This is a genomic window from Pseudoxanthomonas sp. SORGH_AS_0997, assembly GCF_031453535.1.
GTDB lineage: Bacteria > Pseudomonadota > Gammaproteobacteria > Xanthomonadales > Xanthomonadaceae > Pseudoxanthomonas_A > Pseudoxanthomonas_A winnipegensis.
This window is the reverse complement of record NZ_JAVIZI010000001.1, coordinates 43750-60732: the sequence shown is the minus strand read 5'-3', so window position 1 is coordinate 60732 and position 16983 is coordinate 43750. Positions and strand designations below refer to the sequence as shown.

Annotated in this window: 14 protein-coding genes; 10 read left to right on the top strand and 4 right to left on the bottom strand. The window is 70.2% G+C overall.

The genetic code is table 11. The annotated features are described in order from the left end of the window. The first annotated feature begins 29 nt into the window (after nucleotides 1-29). Together QE438_RS00245 and QE438_RS00240 are read left to right on the top strand one after the other, a co-directional pair. On the top strand, nucleotides 30-1892 hold the full coding sequence (locus QE438_RS00245) for an SLC13 family permease (protein WP_130515739.1): 1863 nt from the start codon (nucleotides 30-32) through the stop codon (nucleotides 1890-1892). Nucleotides 1893-1910: 18 nt separating this feature from the next. Continuing rightward, nucleotides 1911-2315 carry an ACT domain-containing protein gene (locus tag QE438_RS00240; RefSeq protein ID WP_306993341.1) on the top strand — a complete coding sequence of 135 codons (405 nt, stop codon included), beginning with the start codon at nucleotides 1911-1913 and terminating at the stop codon, nucleotides 2313-2315. Between the two features lie 240 nt (nucleotides 2316-2555). Here the strand turns inward: QE438_RS00240 and QE438_RS00235 are convergent, their stop codons facing one another. Continuing rightward, complete coding sequence (locus QE438_RS00235; protein WP_130515735.1) at nucleotides 2556-2879, bottom strand: Rieske (2Fe-2S) protein; 324 nt, start codon at nucleotides 2877-2879, stop codon at nucleotides 2556-2558. 83 nt (nucleotides 2880-2962) lie between these two features. Between QE438_RS00235 and QE438_RS00230 the strand changes: the two genes are divergently transcribed. The 4 genes from QE438_RS00230 to QE438_RS00215 all read left to right on the top strand — a co-directional run bounded on the left by QE438_RS00230 (nucleotide 2963) and on the right by QE438_RS00215 (nucleotide 5959). After that, nucleotides 2963-3238, top strand: a complete 276-nt coding sequence (locus tag QE438_RS00230; protein WP_130515732.1) for a hypothetical protein — start codon at nucleotides 2963-2965, stop codon at nucleotides 3236-3238. Between the two features lie 58 nt (nucleotides 3239-3296). Beyond that, nucleotides 3297-4004, top strand: coding sequence for a fumarylacetoacetate hydrolase family protein (locus tag QE438_RS00225; RefSeq protein ID WP_306993345.1), 708 nt, complete (start codon nucleotides 3297-3299; stop codon nucleotides 4002-4004). 67 nt (nucleotides 4005-4071) lie between these two features. Continuing rightward, a complete protein-coding gene (mscL, locus tag QE438_RS00220; RefSeq protein ID WP_306993347.1) occupies nucleotides 4072-4476 on the top strand; it encodes a large-conductance mechanosensitive channel protein MscL in 405 nt (134 codons plus the stop codon). A gap of 73 nt (nucleotides 4477-4549) precedes the next feature. Then, complete coding sequence (locus QE438_RS00215; protein WP_306993349.1) at nucleotides 4550-5959, top strand: M28 family peptidase; 1410 nt, start codon at nucleotides 4550-4552, stop codon at nucleotides 5957-5959. Between the two features lie 333 nt (nucleotides 5960-6292). Here the strand turns inward: QE438_RS00215 and QE438_RS00210 are convergent, their stop codons facing one another. The 3 genes from QE438_RS00210 to cysD all read right to left on the bottom strand — a co-directional run bounded on the left by QE438_RS00210 (nucleotide 6293) and on the right by cysD (nucleotide 10406). Next, nucleotides 6293-7147: a TrmH family RNA methyltransferase gene (locus QE438_RS00210; RefSeq protein ID WP_286576735.1), complete on the bottom strand. Its 855-nt coding sequence runs from the start codon at nucleotides 7145-7147 to the stop codon at nucleotides 6293-6295. 362 nt (nucleotides 7148-7509) lie between these two features. After that, nucleotides 7510-9495, bottom strand: coding sequence for a sulfate adenylyltransferase subunit CysN (cysN, locus tag QE438_RS00205; RefSeq protein ID WP_306993352.1), 1986 nt, complete (start codon nucleotides 9493-9495; stop codon nucleotides 7510-7512). Next, entirely contained in the window at nucleotides 9495-10406 is a 912-nt protein-coding gene (gene cysD, locus QE438_RS00200) for a sulfate adenylyltransferase subunit CysD (protein WP_131660127.1), read from the bottom strand. The genes cysN and cysD overlap by 1 nt, the downstream gene beginning before the upstream one ends. Before the next feature lie 191 nt (nucleotides 10407-10597). Here cysD and QE438_RS00195 point away from each other — a divergent pair, with 191 nt between their 5' ends. The 4 genes from QE438_RS00195 to QE438_RS00180 all read left to right on the top strand — a co-directional run bounded on the left by QE438_RS00195 (nucleotide 10598) and on the right by QE438_RS00180 (nucleotide 16946). Beyond that, nucleotides 10598-12460: an assimilatory sulfite reductase (NADPH) flavoprotein subunit gene (locus tag QE438_RS00195; RefSeq protein ID WP_306993355.1), complete on the top strand. Its 1863-nt coding sequence runs from the start codon at nucleotides 10598-10600 to the stop codon at nucleotides 12458-12460. A gap of 93 nt (nucleotides 12461-12553) precedes the next feature. After that, nucleotides 12554-14266 (top strand): assimilatory sulfite reductase (NADPH) hemoprotein subunit, encoded by a 1713-nt coding sequence (cysI, locus tag QE438_RS00190; protein WP_306993357.1) that lies wholly within the window; start codon nucleotides 12554-12556, stop codon nucleotides 14264-14266. Then, on the top strand, nucleotides 14263-15000 hold the full coding sequence (locus tag QE438_RS00185; RefSeq protein WP_131660130.1) for a phosphoadenylyl-sulfate reductase: 738 nt from the start codon (nucleotides 14263-14265) through the stop codon (nucleotides 14998-15000). Before cysI ends, QE438_RS00185 begins: the two co-directional genes overlap by 4 nt. 554 nt (nucleotides 15001-15554) lie before the next feature. Then, nucleotides 15555-16946 (top strand): APC family permease, encoded by a 1392-nt coding sequence (locus QE438_RS00180; protein WP_306993359.1) that lies wholly within the window; start codon nucleotides 15555-15557, stop codon nucleotides 16944-16946. Nucleotides 16947-16983: the final 37 nt, after the last annotated feature.

Here is a 16983-nt window from a genome sequence, read left to right as displayed (position 1 = left end):
CCCTCGCCCACCGGGGCTTCCGCCGCGTAATGGACACCGGCCTGACGCTGACCAACGACATGCGCCTGGTGCTGGGGCTGGTCGGCTTCGTCATGGTGATGTTCCTGTTCGAGCGCATCCGCGCCGACGTGGTCGCGCTGGTCGTGTTGGTGGTACTGGGCCTGACCGGGCTGGTCGCGCCGGAGGAGATCTTCGGCGGCTTCTCCGGCAACGCGGTGATGAGCATCATCGCCACCACCATCCTGGGCGCGGGCCTGGAGCGCACCGGCGCGCTGAACCGGCTGGCTTCCTGGCTGTTGCGACGCGGACACGGAGTGGAACAGCGGCTGCTGCTGCTGACCACGGCCATCGCCGGGCTCAACTCCTCGTTCATGCAGAACCCCTCGGTGATGGCGCTGTACCTGCCGGTGGCCGCGCGCCTGTCCTCGCGCACCACGCTCAACCTGCAGCGCCTGCTGCTGCCGATCGCCTCGGCCATCGTCATGGGCGGCGCGCTGACCATGGTCGGCAATTCGCCGCTGATCCTGCTCAACGACCTGATGATCTCGGCCAACAACAACCTGCCCTCGGGCATGGCCACGCTGGAGCCGCTGCGCATGTTCGCGCCGCTGCCGATCGGCGTGGCGCTGGTGCTGGCCTCGCTGGCGTACTTCCGCTTCTACGGCGATGCCAAGCTGCAGCGCGAGACCACCACGTCCACGAGCTCGACGCCGGCCCGCACCGAGAGCTACTTCGCCAGCACCTACGGCATCGAGGGCGAGGTGTTCGAGCTGACCGTCAGCGCCGACAGCCCGCTGGTCGGCATGACCCTGGGCGAGGCCGAGACGCTGCACGGCGCGCCGCTGATGCTGGCCCTGCAGACCGGCAACGACACGCGCCTGGCGCCGCCGGCGGACATGCGCATCTGGGTCGGCAGCGTGCTGGGCGTGATGGGCAGGCGCGCCGAGGTGGCCGACTTCGCGCAGAATCAGTTCCTGCGCATGTCCTCGCGCCTGCGCCACTTCGGCGACCTGTTCAATCCCAGCCGCGCCGGCATCTCCGAGGCGGTGATCCCGCCGACCTCGCGCTTCATCGGCAAGACCGCCGCCGAGCTGGCGCTGCGCAAGCAGGCCGGCATCAGCCTGCTGGCGATCAACCGCGACAAGAAGGTGTTGCGCGAGGACGTGCGCAAGGTGCCGCTGCGCGCCGGCGACATGCTGGTGTTCCACAGCATCTGGCAGGACCTGGCCGCCGCGGCCAAGGGCGGCGACTTCGTGGTGGTCACCGACTACCCCAAGGGCGAGCAGCGTCCGCACAAGTTCAAGATCGCCATGGCGATCTTCGCCCTGACCATCATCATCGCGCTGACCTCGCACATCCCGGTGGCGCTGATCCTGATGACCGGCGTGGCCGGCATGCTGCTGACCGGCGTGCTGCGCATGGACGAGGCCTACGCGGCGATCAACTGGAAGACCGTGTTCCTGATGGCCGGGCTGATCCCGCTGGGCTGGGCGATGGATTCCAGCGGCGCGGCCGCCTGGGTCGCCGGCCACACCATCGAGCGCCTGCCCGACGGGCTGCCGGTGTGGGTGCTGGAGATCGCCATCGCCTTGCTGACCACGGCCTTCTCGCTGGTGATCAGCCACGTCGGCGCGACCATCGTGATGGTGCCCATCGCGATCAGCCTGGCGCTGGCCGCCGGCGGCAACCCGACCTCGTTCGCGCTGATCACGGCGCTGTCGGCGTCCAACAACCTCATGACCGCCTCCAACCCGGTGATCTCCATGGTCACCGGCCCGGCCAACTACACCGCGCGCCAGATGTGGCGCGTGGGCGGGCCGATGTCGCTGATCTACACCTGCGTGGTGGTGGCGATGGTCAACCTGATGTCGTGGTGGGCGACCCGTGCCTGAGTGCGAGGCGCCCGCGGCATGGCGCTGACGCTACGCCTGCTGGGGCTGACCTCCGCGGTGTGCCGCCTGCCGGCCGGCGCGCCGCTGCCGGAGTGGTGCGCGCCGGCCGCGCAGACGCATATCAGTTGGACCGACGAGGAGCTGTCGATCGTCTGCGACGAGGGGCGCGTGCCGGAAGAGGTGCAATGCGAGCGCGGCTGGCGCACGCTGATGCTGCACGGCCCGTTCGCCTTCGAACTCACCGGCATCCTGGCCCAGGTGCTGCAGCCGCTGGCGCAGGCCGGGGTCGGCATCTTCGCCGTCTCGACCTTCGATACCGACTACGTGCTGGTCAAGCAGTCGCAGCTGGAGGCGGCCATCGCGGCCCTGCGCGCGGCCGGGCACACCGTGCTGGACCAGGGCCTGTCCTCAATTCCTGGGTAGGTCGCGCCGCCCTTGCGCGTGCCCGGGGCAAGGAAGCGGGAGGGAGTGGACGTCCGTCCACGACCGAGCAATGACGCTGTCCCGGGTGCGCGCAAGGGCGGCCCTTCGGGTTGGCGCTGCAAGGCCGCCATCTTCGCGCCGCGCGGCTTGGCCTGACGGCCAGTCAAGCCTGCGCCGCGCGACGCAAACCTGACAGCCTTGCAGCGCCAACGCGGCCTACCCAGGAATTGAGGACAGGCCCTAGCCCAGCACCACCTGCCCGTCGCGCACGTGTACCGGCACCTGGCTGAGCGCCTCGCCGCGGCACGGCCCTGACAGACATTGACCGCCTTGTAATTCGAACGTGGCCCCGTGCGCGGCGCACACCAGATGGCCCTGCTTGGTCAGCAGGAACTTGCCCGGGGCCCAGTCCAGGCGCCGCCCCGCATGCGGGCAGACATTGCGCCAGGCGCGCACCTGCGCCCCCTGGCGGACCAGGAGCAGCGATTCGGCGCCGTCGTCCAGCGTGGCTTCCACCTCGGTGGGCTGGCCGTCAGCGAGACTGTCGAAAGGGATCGGATCCATGCAGGGCTTAACGAAGGTTTCACACGTCCGGCGGGCGGCTCGCCATACTGGCATCCGTTCGCCACACATTCTGTCACGAGCCCATGATCCGCACCTTCTCCTTCGACTCTCAGCGCCTGCGCAACGCGTTTGCGCCGCGCAAGCCCCGGCATCCGCTGCTGCGCGTGGTCGTCGGCCTGCTGGGGCTGGCGGTGCTGGCGGTACTGGTGTTCTTCGGCCTGTTCGTCGGCGCGGCCATGCTCGCCGCCGGCATGGCCTATCGCCTGCTGCGCCCCCGGGCGCGCGCCAACGCGCAGCAGCGCGTGGTGGAAGGCGAATACCAGGTCGTACGCAAGCAGGCCCTGCCCCTCTCGCACTGAAGGCGCGTCAAGCGCCTTACACTCGCGTTCCTCTTTAGCGTGATCGAGGAACGCCCAGATGTCCGATGTGATTCCCGCGCCCGAGCAGGCGCGCGTGCCGGTACGCGGCGGCGGCACCTTCCCGGTGCACCGCATCTACTGCGTCGGCCGCAACTTCGCCGACCATGCGCGCGAGATGGGCGCCACCGCGCCGGCCTCGAAGGCCGAACGCGGCCAGCCGGTCTTCTTCTCCAAGCCGGCCGATGCCATCGTCACCGGCGATCGCACCATCCCCTACCCGCCCGGCACGGCCGACCTGCACCATGAGGTCGAGCTGGTCGTCGCGCTGGGCCAGGACGCGCCGGCCGGCGTGCTCGAAGGCGAGGCCGGCAACGCGCTGATCTACGGCTATGCCGTGGGCCTGGATCTGACCCGCCGCGATCTGCAGGCCGCGGCCAAGAAGGCCGGCCTGCCCTGGGACACCGGCAAGGCCTTCGATCACTCCGCGCCGATCAGCCAGATCGTGCCCGCTGCGCAGGTCGGGGCGCTGCAGGACGCCGTGATCGCGCTGACCGTCAACGATCAGGTTCGCCAGCGCGGCACGCTGCACGACATGATCTGGAACGTGCCGGAGATCCTGCACGAGCTGTCCAGGCTCTATGCGCTCAAGGCGGGCGACCTGGTCTTCATGGGCACCCCCTCCGGCGTCGGCGCGCTGCAGCGTGGGGACACGTTCGTGGCCACGCTGGAGGGCGTGGGCGAACTGCGCGGCGCGATCGGCGTTTGACTCCGCGCGCACGTGGGGTCCGGTAACGTTGCCGGACCTTCCCCCGAGCCTTCAGGAGAGACGAGAGATGGGCATGCTCAGCGAATTCAAGACCTTCGCCATGCGCGGCAACGTGGTGGATCTGGCGGTCGGTGTGGTGATCGGTGCGGCCTTCGGCAAGATCGTCACCTCGCTGGTGGACAAGATCATCATGCCGCCCATCGGCCTGCTGATCGGCGGCATCGATTTCTCCAGGCTCGCCTGGGTGCTCAAGCCGGCCACCATCGGTGCCGACGGCAAGGAGATCCCCGCGGTGGTGATCGGCTACGGCGATTTCCTCAATACGCTGGTGCAGTTCATCATCGTGGCGTTCGCGATCTTCCTGGTGGTCAAGGCGATCAACCGCCTGGCGCCGAAGAAGGAAGCCGGGCCGGCCGCCACGCCGGAAGACGTGCTGCTGCTGCGCGAGATCCGCGACTCGCTCAAGAGGTAAGCCTCGGGCGGTGGCGAGCGAGGCAAACGGCGGCTGTTAAGCTCGCCGCTTCCCCACTCGCGAGCCTGCCTGCATGCGTCGTTCGATCCTGTCCTGCGCCCTCTTGCTGTGCGCCTCGTTTCCGCTGCAGGCCGCCGGCCCGACCACGATCCCCGAGGCGGCACTCAAGCGCGCCGACGCGCTGCGCCAGCAGGCGCTGGCCGACGATACCGGCTGGAAGGTCGTCGAATCGCTGACCACCGAGGTCGGCCCGCGTCTGGCCGGCAGCGAGGCCGATGCGCGTGCGGTGGCCTGGGCGCAGGCCAAGTTCAAGCAGCTCGGCTTCGACAAGGTGTGGACCGAGCCGGTGACCTTCCCCAAATGGGAGCGCCGCAGTGAGCATGCCCAGGTGCTGGGCGCCAACGCGCAGCCGCTGGTGGTGACCGCGCTGGGCGGCAGCGCCGGCGGCACGGTGGAAGGCGAGATCGTGCGCTTCGCCGACCTGGACGCGCTGCAGGCCGCGCCGGCCGGCTCGCTGGCCGGCAAGATCGCCTTCGTCGACTTCCAGATGCACAAGAAGCAGGACGGTGGCGATTACCGCTATGGCGGCGGGATCCGCGGACGCGGCCCGTCGGAGGCGATCAAGAAGGGCGCGATCGGCTTTCTGATGCGCTCGGCCGGCACCACGCCGCATCGCGTGGTCAACACCGGCATCACCCGCTACGAGGAAGGGCTGACACCGATCCCGGCGGCGGCGGTGTCGATTCCCGACGCCGACCAGTTGGCGCGCCTGGTCGCGCGCGGCCCGGTCAAAGTCCGCCTGGCGCTGGACTGCGGCTGGGACGGCCAGGCCACCAGCTACAACGTGATCGGCCAGATCACCGGGCGCAGCAAGCCCGGCGAGATCGTGCTGACCGGTGGGCATCTGGATTCGTGGGACCTGGGCACGGGCGCCATCGACGATGCGGCCGGCATCGGCATTTCCATGGCGGCCGCCAAACTCGCCGGCCAGCTGCGTCCGGCGCGCACGATCCGCGTGGTCGCCTTCGCCAACGAGGAGCAGGGCCTGTACGGCGGCCGCGCCTACGCGCAGGCGCACGCCAAGGAGATCGCCCAGCACGTCATCGCCGCCGAGAGCGACTTCGGCGCCGATCACATCTATGGCTTCAGCAGCAATGCCGACGCCCATGCCAAGGGCGCGATCGAGACGATCGCCGCCGCGCTCAAGCCGCTGGACGTGGCCTATCTGCCCGGCCAGGGCGATCCGGAGTCGGACATCGGCCCGATGGCCCAGCTCGGCATGCGCTGGGCGTGGCTGGGCCATGACGGCACCGACTACTTCGACCTGCACCACAACGCGGACGACACGCTGGACAAGATCGACCCGAAGGTCCTGGCGCAGAACGTCGCGGCCTATGCGGTGTTCCTGTACCTGGCGGCGGAAGCGAAGGGCGATTTCGGCAGCGCGCCGGTGTCGGCAGGGGCGAACAAGGAAGCGCAGTGAGTCGCGGGTTCGCTACTTGCCGTCGCGCTCGACTGCGCAGACCCAAAGCCGCCGATAGTTCCCTACCGTCGTTCCCGCGCACGCGGGAACCCAGGGACTTTCGCTTTTCGCGGTAAGCAGCGCTCGTCCCCGCGAACGCGAGGACGAGCGATAGACCCTGTGGGAGCCGCCATGGCGGCGATGAGGCTTTCCCGGTAAGGCCACTCGCCGCCATGGCGGCTCCCACCAGGCGTTATCTCGGCGGGCTTGCTGACCCGCCTCGTCAAGCGGGCCGAAGTCGATCCACACCAAGCAAGACTGACGGCATGCGTCCTATGACCGCCCGCCCGCGTATCAACCGCCTCGCGCGCGCCCGCTCGCCCATTGCGCCAGCAGCACGGCGGTGGCGGCGGCGACGTTGAGGCTCTCCACGCGGCCGGTGCCGGGGATGGACAGGGCCAGGTCGCAGGCCTTGGCCAGGCCGCGGTCCATGCCCTCGCCTTCGGCGCCCATTACATAGACCAGCCGCTGCGGCAGCCGCGCGGCGAACAGGTCGTCGCCGCCGTGCACCAGCGTGGCGGCCAGGCCGAAGCCGGCGGCGCGCAGCGGTGCGAACGCGTCCGCGGGGGCACCGGCCTGCACCAGGGTCACCGCCTCGGCACCGCCTTCGGCCACGCGCGCGGCGGCGCCGGACAGCGCCAGCGGCGAATCCTGCGGCAGCAGCACGCCGGCCACGCCGAAGTGCGCGGCCGACCGCAGGATCGCGCCGAAGTTGTGCGGATTGCCCACCCCGTCCAGCCACAGCGCGAGCGCCGGGCCAGCCGGCAGCGCCTCGAGCCAGGCGTCAAGCGACAGCGGCGCGCGCCGCAGCACGTCGGCCACGACGCCTTCGTGATGGCTGCTGGCGGCGAGCCGGTCCAGGTCGCCCTCTTCGACCACGCGATAGCCCACGCGGTTGGCCACGCACCAGGCCAGGATCGGCTTGAGCGCCGGCACGCGCGCCTGGGTCAGGTAGAGCTTGCGCAGCGCCTCGGGCCGCGCGTCGAACAGCGCGCGCACCGCGTTGAGGCCGTACAGGCGCACTTCCTCGCCGCGGCGGACGGGGCGTGCGGGCGCCTGCGGCGCCTCGGGCGGCGCGCGTTCGCCGTCGGGCGCCTTGCGGGCGACCGGCGGACGGCGCGGGGGGAGCTTCTGCCAGGGGCCGGTCATGCGTGCACCAGCGGGAAAGCGGAGAGGAAAGACTTCATGGGACGTCCGCCGGCGCGCGGCGGTGAGGGCAGATGGATGCGTACCTTACCCGAAGCGTCGGCACAGGCCGCTTCGCACAGCGGAGCGGCGACCCATGGGAGGGTTGGTCGATGCGCGTGCACGGGTCGGCGTGGCACCACCTGTAGAGCGGAGCTTGCTCCGCTGGAGCCTTCCCTACGAACCGAACGAAGAGCAGCGGAGCTTGCTCCGCTAAAGCCTTTCCCACAAACCGAACGGAGAGCAGCGGAGCAAGCTCCGCTCTACAGGGAGGCCGCGAATTGAGATGGGAGACAGTGGCCCCCACGCCCACAGAGGCAGTCCAGTCAGGCGAGGCCGAGGTGGGCCAGGACGCGCTCGGCCATCTGGTCGGTGGATTCCTCGGCGGCGTGCAGGTGCAGTTCCGGTGCCTCGGGGGCCTCGTAGGGCGAGTCGATGCCGGTGAAGTTGGGGATCTTGCCGGCGCGCGCCTTGGCGTACAGACCCTTGACGTCGCGCGCTTCGGCCACGGCCAGCGGCACATCGACGAAGACCTCGACGAACTCGCCCGGCGCGAAGCGTTCGCGCGCCATGCGCCGCTCGGCGCGGAACGGCGAGATGAAGCTCACCAGCACGATCAGCCCGGCGTCGGCCATCAGCCGCGCGACCTCGGCCACGCGCCGGATGTTCTCCACGCGGTCCTCGTCGGTGAAGCCCAGGTCGCGATTCAGGCCATGGCGCACGTTGTCGCCGTCGAGCAGGAAGGTGTGGTGGCCCGAGGCGTGCAGCCGCTTCTCCACGCGGTTGGCGATGGTGGACTTGCCGGCGCCGGACAGGCCGGTGAACCACAGCACGCGCGGGGTCTGGCCCTTGATCCGCGCCCGCGCGGCCTTGTCCACGTCCAGATGCTGCCAGTGCACGTTGCCGGCGCGGCGCAGGGCGAAGTCCAGCGTACCAGCGCCGACGGTGGCGTTGGTCTGGCGGTCGATCAGGATGAAGCCGCCCAGCGCGCGGTTGCGCGCATAGGGCTCGAAGGCGATCGGCGCGTCCAGCGACAGGTTGCACACACCGACTTCATTGAGTTCCAGGCGCTTGGCGGCCAGCGCCTCCTGGGTGTTCACGTCGATGCGGTGCTTGATCTCGCTGACGCTGGCCGGCACGGTGCGCGCGCCGATCTGCAGCCAATAAGGGCGGCCCGGCAGCAGCGGCGCATCGTCCATCCACAGCAGGTGGGCGGCGAACTGGTCGGACACCTCCGGCGGATCGCCCGCGGCGGCGATCACATCGCCGCGGCTAATGTCGATCTCGTCGGCAAGGGTCAGCGTCACCGCCTGGCCGGCGCGGGCGAACGGCACGTCGCCGTTGGCATCCAGCACCCTGGCCACGGTCGAACGGCGCGCCGAGGGCAGCACCACCACCGCATCTCCCGGGCGCACCTCGCCGGCGGCGAGGGTGCCGGCGAAGCCGCGGAAGTTCGCGTTCGGGCGGTTGACGTACTGCACCGGTAGGCGCAGGCCGAGCGTCTCCGTCGTGTCGTCCAGCGTCAGCGTGTCCAGGTGTTCCAACAGACTGGGACCGGCATACCACGGCGTGCGCGAGGAACGGCCGGAAAGGTTGTCGCCCTCCAGCGCCGAGAGCGGGATCGCCTGCACCTGCGCGATGCCGAGCTGCGCGGCCAGCGCGCGGTAGTCGCGCACGATGGCGTCGAACACGGCCTGGTCGAAGTCGACCAGATCCATCTTGTTCACCGCCAGCACCACGTGCCGCAGGCCCAGCAGCGAGACGATGTAGCTGTGCCGGCGCGTCTGGGTCTGCAGGCCCTTGCGCGCGTCGACCAGCACCACGGCCACGTCAGCGGTGGAGGCGCCGGTGGCCATGTTGCGCGTGTACTGTGCGTGGCCCGGGCAGTCGGCCACGATGTACTTGCGCCGCTCGGTATCGAAGTAGCGGTAGGCCACATCGATGGTGATGCCCTGCTCGCGCTCGGCAGCCAGGCCGTCGAGCAGCAAGGCGTAGTCGATGCGCGCGCCCTGCGTGCCGTGGCGGCGGCTGTCGCTTTCCAGCGCGGCCAGCTGATCGTCGAACAGCCGCTTGCTGTCGTGCAGCAGCCGCCCGATCAGCGTGCTCTTGCCATCGTCCACGCTGCCGCAGGTAATGAAGCGCAGCAGCGGCTTGGATTCGTGCTGCTGCAGGTAGGCTTTGACGGCTGCGCCGTCGGGATTGGGGATTGGGGATTCGGGATCGGCGACAGCGGCGCCTCCCGTTGCCGCATCCGCCAGCAGGCCCCGCTTCTGCGAATCCCCAATCCCCAATCCCGAATCCCTGCCTTCCATCAGAAATATCCTTCCAACTTCTTCTGCTCCATCGACGCGCCCGGATCCTGGTCGATCACGCGGCCCTGGCGCTCGGAACTGGTGGCCACCAGCATCTCGGCGATGATCTTCTCCAGGGTGTCGGCCTGCGACTCGATCGCGCCGGTCAGCGGGTAGCAGCCCAGCGTGCGGAAGCGCACCGACTTCAGCTGCGGCACCTCGCCCTCGCGCAGCGGCAGGCGTTCGTCGTCGACCATGATCAGCGCCCCGTCGCGTTCAACGACCGGGCGCTCGGCGGCGAAGTACAGCGGCACCACCGGGATGCGCTCGCGGTAGATGTAGAGCCAGATGTCCAGCTCGGTCCAGTTGCTCAGGGGAAAGGCGCGCACGCTCTCGCCGGGATGGATGCGGGCGTTATAGAGGTTCCACAGCTCGGGGCGCTGGTGCTTCGGGTCCCAACGGTGCTTGTCGTTGCGGAAGGAGAACACGCGTTCCTTGGCCCGTGCCTTCTCCTCGTCGCGCCGCGCGCCGCCGATGGCCGCGTCGAACTTGTACTGGTCCAGCGCCTGCTTCAGGCCCTGGGTCTTCATGATGTCGGTATGGACCGTGGCGCCGTGGCTGAAGGGACCGACGTTCTGCGCCACGCCATCCGGGTTGATGTGCACGCGCAGCTCGACGCCGGTTTCGGCGGCGCGACGGTCGCGGAAGGCGATCATCTCGCGGAATTTCCAGCGCGTGTCCACGTGCAGCAGCGGGATCGGTGGCACCGCCGGGGCGAAGGCCTTGAGCAGCAGGTGCAGCAGCACCGAGGAATCCTTGCCGACCGAATACAGCATCACCGGGTTGCGGAACGCGGCGGCCACCTCGCGCAGGATGTGGATGCTCTCGGCCTCCAGGCGGTCGAGATGGGACAGGGTCGGCACAGCGCTCATCGGCTCGGGTGGAGAGGAACGGGGCCCGGACGCAGCGGGGACCGGGCTCGGACGGTGGGCCGGCAGTATTGGCACCGCTTATTCCCGGACGAAATAAGCACGGAGCATAAGCCCATAACCCCGCATCCTTTCAGCCCTGTGACAGCGGCGCCTAGCATCGACGCTCCCACACGCCGCTCTACGGAATCGCGATGTCCGCTGTACCCCCCGCGCTGGCTGCCGGCCCCTTGCCCGACGACCGCAAGGCGCTGCTGGCACGGGTGGTCGAGGGCCTGGACAGCGCCTCGCTGTGGTGGCTGTCCGGATTCACCGCCGGCCTGGCCCAGGCCGCGCACCCTGCGCCGCACCTGGCCCTGCTGCAGGGCACGGCCGCTAGCGTCGCGGCGCCCGCCACGGGCAGCGGCGAACGGGCCACCGTGCTGTACGGCAGCCAGACCGGCAATGCCAAGCGCGCGGCCGAGGCCCTGGCCGCCACGCTGGAGGGCGCCGGCCTGGCCGTGCGCCTGGTGCGCACCGACGCCTATGCCACCCGCGAACTGGCCGGCGAGCGCCTGCTCTACCTGGTGATCAGCACCCAGGGCGAGGGCGACCCGCCGGACGATGCGATCGGATTCAGCGAATTCCTGCTCGGCCGCCGTGCGCCCAAGCTGCCAGAGCTGAAGTTCGCCGTGCTCGGCCTGGGCGACTCGAGCTATGCCGACTTCTGCGGCATCTCCCGGCGCCTGGACGCGCGCTTGGCCGAGCTGGGCGCTACCCGCCTGCTGCCGGCCGGCGAGGCCGACCTGGACATCGACACCGTCGCCCAGCCCTGGCGCGAGCAGGCCCTGGAGCAGGCCCGCAAGGTCCTCAAGAGCGCCCCGGCTGCGCCCAGCGCCAAGGTCACCCCGCTGCGCCCGGCGCCGGCGACGCAGGCGGTCTCGCACAGCGCACCTTTCCAGGCCGAGGTGCTGGCCAACCAGCCCATCGCCGGCCGCGATTTCAAGGGCCCGGCCTTCGGCCGCCACGGCGCGCCGGACAAGCAGGTGCGCCACATCGAGCTGTCGCTGGAAGGCAGCGGCCTGAGCTACGAGCCCGGCGATGCGCTGGGCATCGTCCACCGCAATCCCGACGCGCTGGTCGAGCCGCTGCTGGCGGCGCTCAAGCTGGACGGCGACGCTGCCCACCATGTCGATGGCACCCAGCGCAGCGTGCGCGAGTGGCTGGCGGGGCATCGTGAGCTGAGCAAGCTCTCGCGCCCGTTCCTGGCCGCGCATGCGCGCCTGGCCGGCGCGCGCGAACTGGAAGACCTGCTCGCCCCCGGCAACGCCGACCTGTCCGCCCTGCTCTCCAGCCACCAGGTGATCGACGTGCTGCGCCGCTGGCCGGTAGACTGGAACGTGGGCGAGCTGCTGGCCGCGCTGCGGCCGCTGGCGCCGCGCCTGTATTCCATCGCCTCCAGCCGCAAGCGCGTGGGCGAGGAGGTCCACCTGACCGTGGACGTGCTGGGCTACCACGCGCACGGCCACGCGCACAGCGGCTCGGCCAGCGGCTTCCTGGCCGGGCTGGCCGAGGGCGACCGCGCGCCGGTCTACATCGAAGCCAACGACCGCTTCCGCGTGCCGGCCGACAGTGCGCGCGACATCCTCATGGTCGGCCCCGGCACCGGCGTGGCGCCGTTCCGCGCCTTCGTGCAGGAGCGGGCCGAGACCGGTGCGAGCGGGCGCAACTGGCTGTTCTTCGGCGCGCAGCACTTCAACAGCGGCTTCCTCTACCAGAGCGAATGGCAGGACGCGCTCAAGCGCGGCGAGCTGGACCGGCTGGACCTGGCGTTCTCGCGCGACCAGGCCGACAAGCTGTACGTGCAGCACCGGCTGCGCGAGCGCGGCCGCGAGGTCTTCGACTGGCTGCAGTCCGGCGCGCACTTCTACGTGTGCGGTTCGATCGCCATGGGCAAGGACGTGCACGCCGCCCTGACCGACATCGTCGCCGAACACGGCGCCCTGGACGCCGATGCCGCGCACGACTACCTCACCACGCTGCAGACGGAGGGGCGATATGCGCGCGATGTCTATTGAGGCGGGGATTGGGGATTCGGGATTGGGAATGCGATGTCCGCAGCCCGCACGCCTTCGCCCTTGCCAATCCCCAATCCCGAATCCCGAATCCCCATGCATTCAGTAGAAGACATCAAGGCCGAGAGCCGCCGCCTGCGCGGCAGCCTGCTCGAGAGCCTGGCCGACCCGGTCACCGGCGCGCTGCGCGAGGACGACCAGACGCTGATCAAGTACCACGGCAGCTACCAGCAGGACGACCGCGACCTGCGCGACGAGCGCCGGCGGCAGAAGCTCGAGCCGGCCTACCAGTTCATGATCCGCACGCGCACGCCCGGCGGCGTGGTCACGCCCGCGCAGTGGCTGCAGCTGGACGCCATCGCGACCCGCTACGGCAACCACTCGCTGCGCGTGACCACGCGCCAGGCCTTCCAGTTCCATGGCGTCATCAAGCGCGAGCTGAAGGCCACGATGCAGGCCATCAACGCCGCGCTGATCGACACGCTGGCGGCCTGCGGCGACGTCAACCGCAACGTGCAGGTCGCGGCCAACCCGCTGCTGTCCGAGGCGCACGCCACGCTCTACGCCGATGCCGCGGCGACCTCCGAGCACCTGCTGCCCAACACCCGCGCCTATTACGAGATCTGGCTGGACGAGGAGAAGGTGGCCGGCGCCGGCGAGGAAGAAGAGCCGATCTACGGCGACAAGTACCTGCCGCGCAAGTTCAAGATCGGGTTCGCGCTGCCGCCGATCAACGATGTGGACGTGTTCGCCAACGATCTGGGCTTCATCGGTGTGACCGATGAAGCCGGCCGGATCGTCGGCTACAACGTCAGCCTGGGCGGCGGCATGGGCGCGACCCATGGCGATGCGCAGACCTGGCCGCGCGTGGCCGACGTGGCCGGCTACATCCCGCGCGAGCGGCTGCTGGAGGTGGCCACCGCCGTGGTCACCACCCAGCGTGACTACGGCAACCGCGCGGTGCGCAAGCGCGCGCGCTTCAAGTACACCATCGACGACCACGGGTTGGACTTCATCAAGGCGCAGATCGAGCAGCGCGCCGGGATCGCCTTCGCGCCGGCGCGACCGTTCGCGTTCGAGCACAACGGCGACCGCTACGGCTGGACCCAGGGCAGCGACGGCCGCTGGCATCTGACCCTGTCGCTGGGCGCCGGGCGCATCGCCGATGTCGGCACCGCCACCCAGCTCACCGGGCTGCGCGAGATCGCGCTGCGGCTGCAGGAGGCGGGCCTGGGCGAGTTCCGCATGACCTCCAACCAGAACCTGGTCATCTCCAACCTCGACGACGCGCTGAAGGCCACCGTCGATGCGCTGGTGTCGGCCCATGGCCTGGATGCCGGCAACGCGCTGCCGACTGCGCTGGCGCGCAAGGCCATGGCCTGTGTCGCCCTGCCCACCTGCGGCCTGGCCATGGCCGAGGCCGAGCGCTATCTGCCCGACTTCACCGGCAAGCTGCAGCCGCTGCTCGAGAAGCACGGCCTGGCCCAGGCGCCGATCGTGCTGCGCATCTCCGGCTGCCCCAACGGCTGCTCGCGGCCGTACCTGGCCGAGATCGCCCTGGTCGGCAAGGCGCCCGGCCGCTACAACCTGATGCTGGGCGGCGACCACCGCGGTCAGCGGCTCAACACGCTGTACCGCGAGAACATCACCGAGGAGGAGATCCTCGGCGCGCTCGACCCCTTGTTCGGCCGCTATGCCGCCGAACGCGACGACGCCGAAGGCTTCGGCGACTTCCTGCACCGCGCCGGCGAGATCGACCTGCCGCCCTATCCCACCCATCGTGCCATTCCCGTGGAGCTGCACGCATGACCGCCCTGCCCGCCAACGACGATCCGCACCTGGACGCCCGTCCGCCCGCCATCGACCTGGACGCGGCCAACGCCGCGCTCGAGGCGATGGACGCGCCGGCGCGCGTGGCCTGGGCGCTGGCGCATGGCCCGGCGCAGGCGGCCCTGTCCTCCAGCTTCGGCGCGCAGTCGGCCGTGGCCCTGCACCTGTTGACCCAGCAGCAGCCGGACATCCCGGTGATCCTGGTGGACACCGGCTATCTGTTCCCGGAGACCTACCGCTTCGCCGATGCGCTGATCGAGCGGCTCAAGCTCAACATCCAGATCTTCCGCCCGCTGGTCAGCCGCGCCTGGATGGAGGCGCGCCACGGCCGCCTGTGGGAACAGGGCGTGGTCGGCATCGAGCAGTACAACAACCTGCGCAAGGTCGAGCCGATGCGCCGGGCGCTGGACGAGCTTGACGTGGGCACCTGGTTCACCGGGCTGCGCCGCCAGCAGTCCACCAGCCGCGCCGCCACGCCGATCGTTCAGCTGCGCGGTGAGCGCTGGAAGGTCAGCCCGATCGCCGACTGGACCGACCGCGACGTGTGGCAGTACATGAAGCAGCACGACCTGCCCTATCACCCGCTGTGGGAAGAGGGCTATGTGTCCATCGGCGACTTCCACACCACCCGCCGCTGGGAGCCGGGCATGCGCGAGGAAGACACCCGCTTCTTCGGCCTCAAGCGCGAGTGCGGGATCCACGAGGACATCTGAGCGCCCTGCGCGCTTTCGCCCCCTCCCTTTGGCCGCAGGCCAAGGGGAGGGCTGGGGAGGGGTGCTCTTCGCGGGAAAGTCAAAGGCAAAAGCACCCCCTCCCAGCCTCCCCCTTCGCTGCGCGAAAGAGGAGGGGCTGATCCTGCCTTTGCAGGAACTACGGCTTCGTCGCCATTTCTGCGGCGCTGCGCTTCTGCCCCCTCCCTTTGGCCATAGGCCAAGGGGAGGGATGGGGAGGGGTGCTCTTCGCGGGAAAGTCAAAAGCAAAAGCACCCCCTCCCAGCCTCCCCCTTCGCTGCGCGAAAGGGGAGGGGCCGAGCGCTTAGTGGGAGCCGCCATGGCGGCGATGGGGCTTTACCGGTAGAGCCCATCGCCGCCATGGCGGCTCCCACAACAGCGTGGCGTGGTTCAGCGGCAGCGCTTGCTGCGCTGCATCCTGCGGGGCGCTGCTGTGCCACTGGCCTTAGACCGGGGCGATGCGCTAGAACTGTCGCACCGGCCCCGGAGGGAGGCTGGCCCCGCCACGCGCCCGCGCCCAACGCCTCCCGCCCGCCATGACCGACGCTGCCTCCGATTCCCCCGACCAGGAACTGGCCCGCCTGGGCTACCGACCCGAACTGCGCCGCAGGCTCGGCCTGGGCGATCTGCTGGTCTACGGCCTGGTCTGCATGGTGCCGACCGCGCCGTTCGCCATCTTCGGCGGGGTGTTCGACGTCAGCCATGGCATGGTGCCGCTGGTGTACCTGGTGGGCTTCGGCGCGATGCTGTTCACCGCGCTGAGCTACCAGCAGATGGCGCAGGCCTTCCCGGTCGCGGGATCGGTCTACGCCTATGTCGGCCGCGGCCTGCACGAGAGCGTCGGCTTCCTGGCCGGCTGGGCGATCCTGCTGGACTACCTGCTCATCCCCACCCTGCTCTACGTGATCGGCGCCAACGCCATGGCCAGCGTGTGGCCGGGCATCCCGCAGCATGCGTGGATCGTGTTCTTCGTCGTGCTCAACACGGCGGTGAACCTGCGTGGCGTGGAGACCACCGCGCGCGCCAACCTGGTGTTCCTGGGCGTGCAGCTGGTGGTGCTGGCGGTGTTCGCCGTGCTGGCGGCGCTGGCGATCCAGCGCGGCGCCTACGGGGCGCACTGGAGCCTGCGCCCGCTGTACGACCCGACCACCTTCTCGCTGCCGATGCTGTTCGGGGCGCTGTCGATGGCGGTGCTGTCCTTCCTCGGCTTCGATGCGATCTCCACCCTGACCGAGGAGAGCCGTGGCGGCGCGCGCGCCGTCGGCCGCGCGACCGTGGTGTCGCTGGCCATGGTGGCGGCGCTGTTCGTGCTGCAGACCTGGCTGGCGGCACTGCTGCTGCCCGAGCTGCGCCGCTTCCCCGACGAGGCGGCGTCCAACAACGCCTTCTTCGAGGTGGGCCGGCGCGTGGCCGGGCCGTGGATGCAGATCGTGATCGCGCTGACCGTGGCCGTCGGCGCGGCGCTGGCCAACGCGCTGGTCTCGCAGGCGGCGACCTCGCGGCTGCTGTTCGCGATGGCGCGCGACGGTCAGCTGCCGCGCTTCCTGCGCAAGGTGCATGCAGGCAGCGGCGTGCCGCGCCGGGCGATCCTGCTGGTGGCGGGCCTGAGCCTGGTGCTGGGGCTGCTGTTCCTGGGCAAGATCGCGCTGCTGGCCACGGTGTGCAACTTCGGCGCGCTGACGGCCTTCGCGCTGCTGCACGTGGCGGTGGCCTGGCATTTCCGCCGCTCCGGGCGCTGGCTGATGCATGGGGTGGTGCCGCTGGTCGGCGGGCTGATCCTGCTGTACGTGCTCTACAACGCCGATCGCCTGGCGCAGATCGGCGGCCTGGCCTGGCTGGCGGCCGGCGCGGTGGTGGCGCTGGTCCTGCGCCGGCGCGGGCGTTCGCTGCAGCTGGCCCTGGACCAGGCCTCGCCACCGGGGCCTTGAAGCGCTGCGCCGCAGCGTCGTGGCCGGGACCGACGCG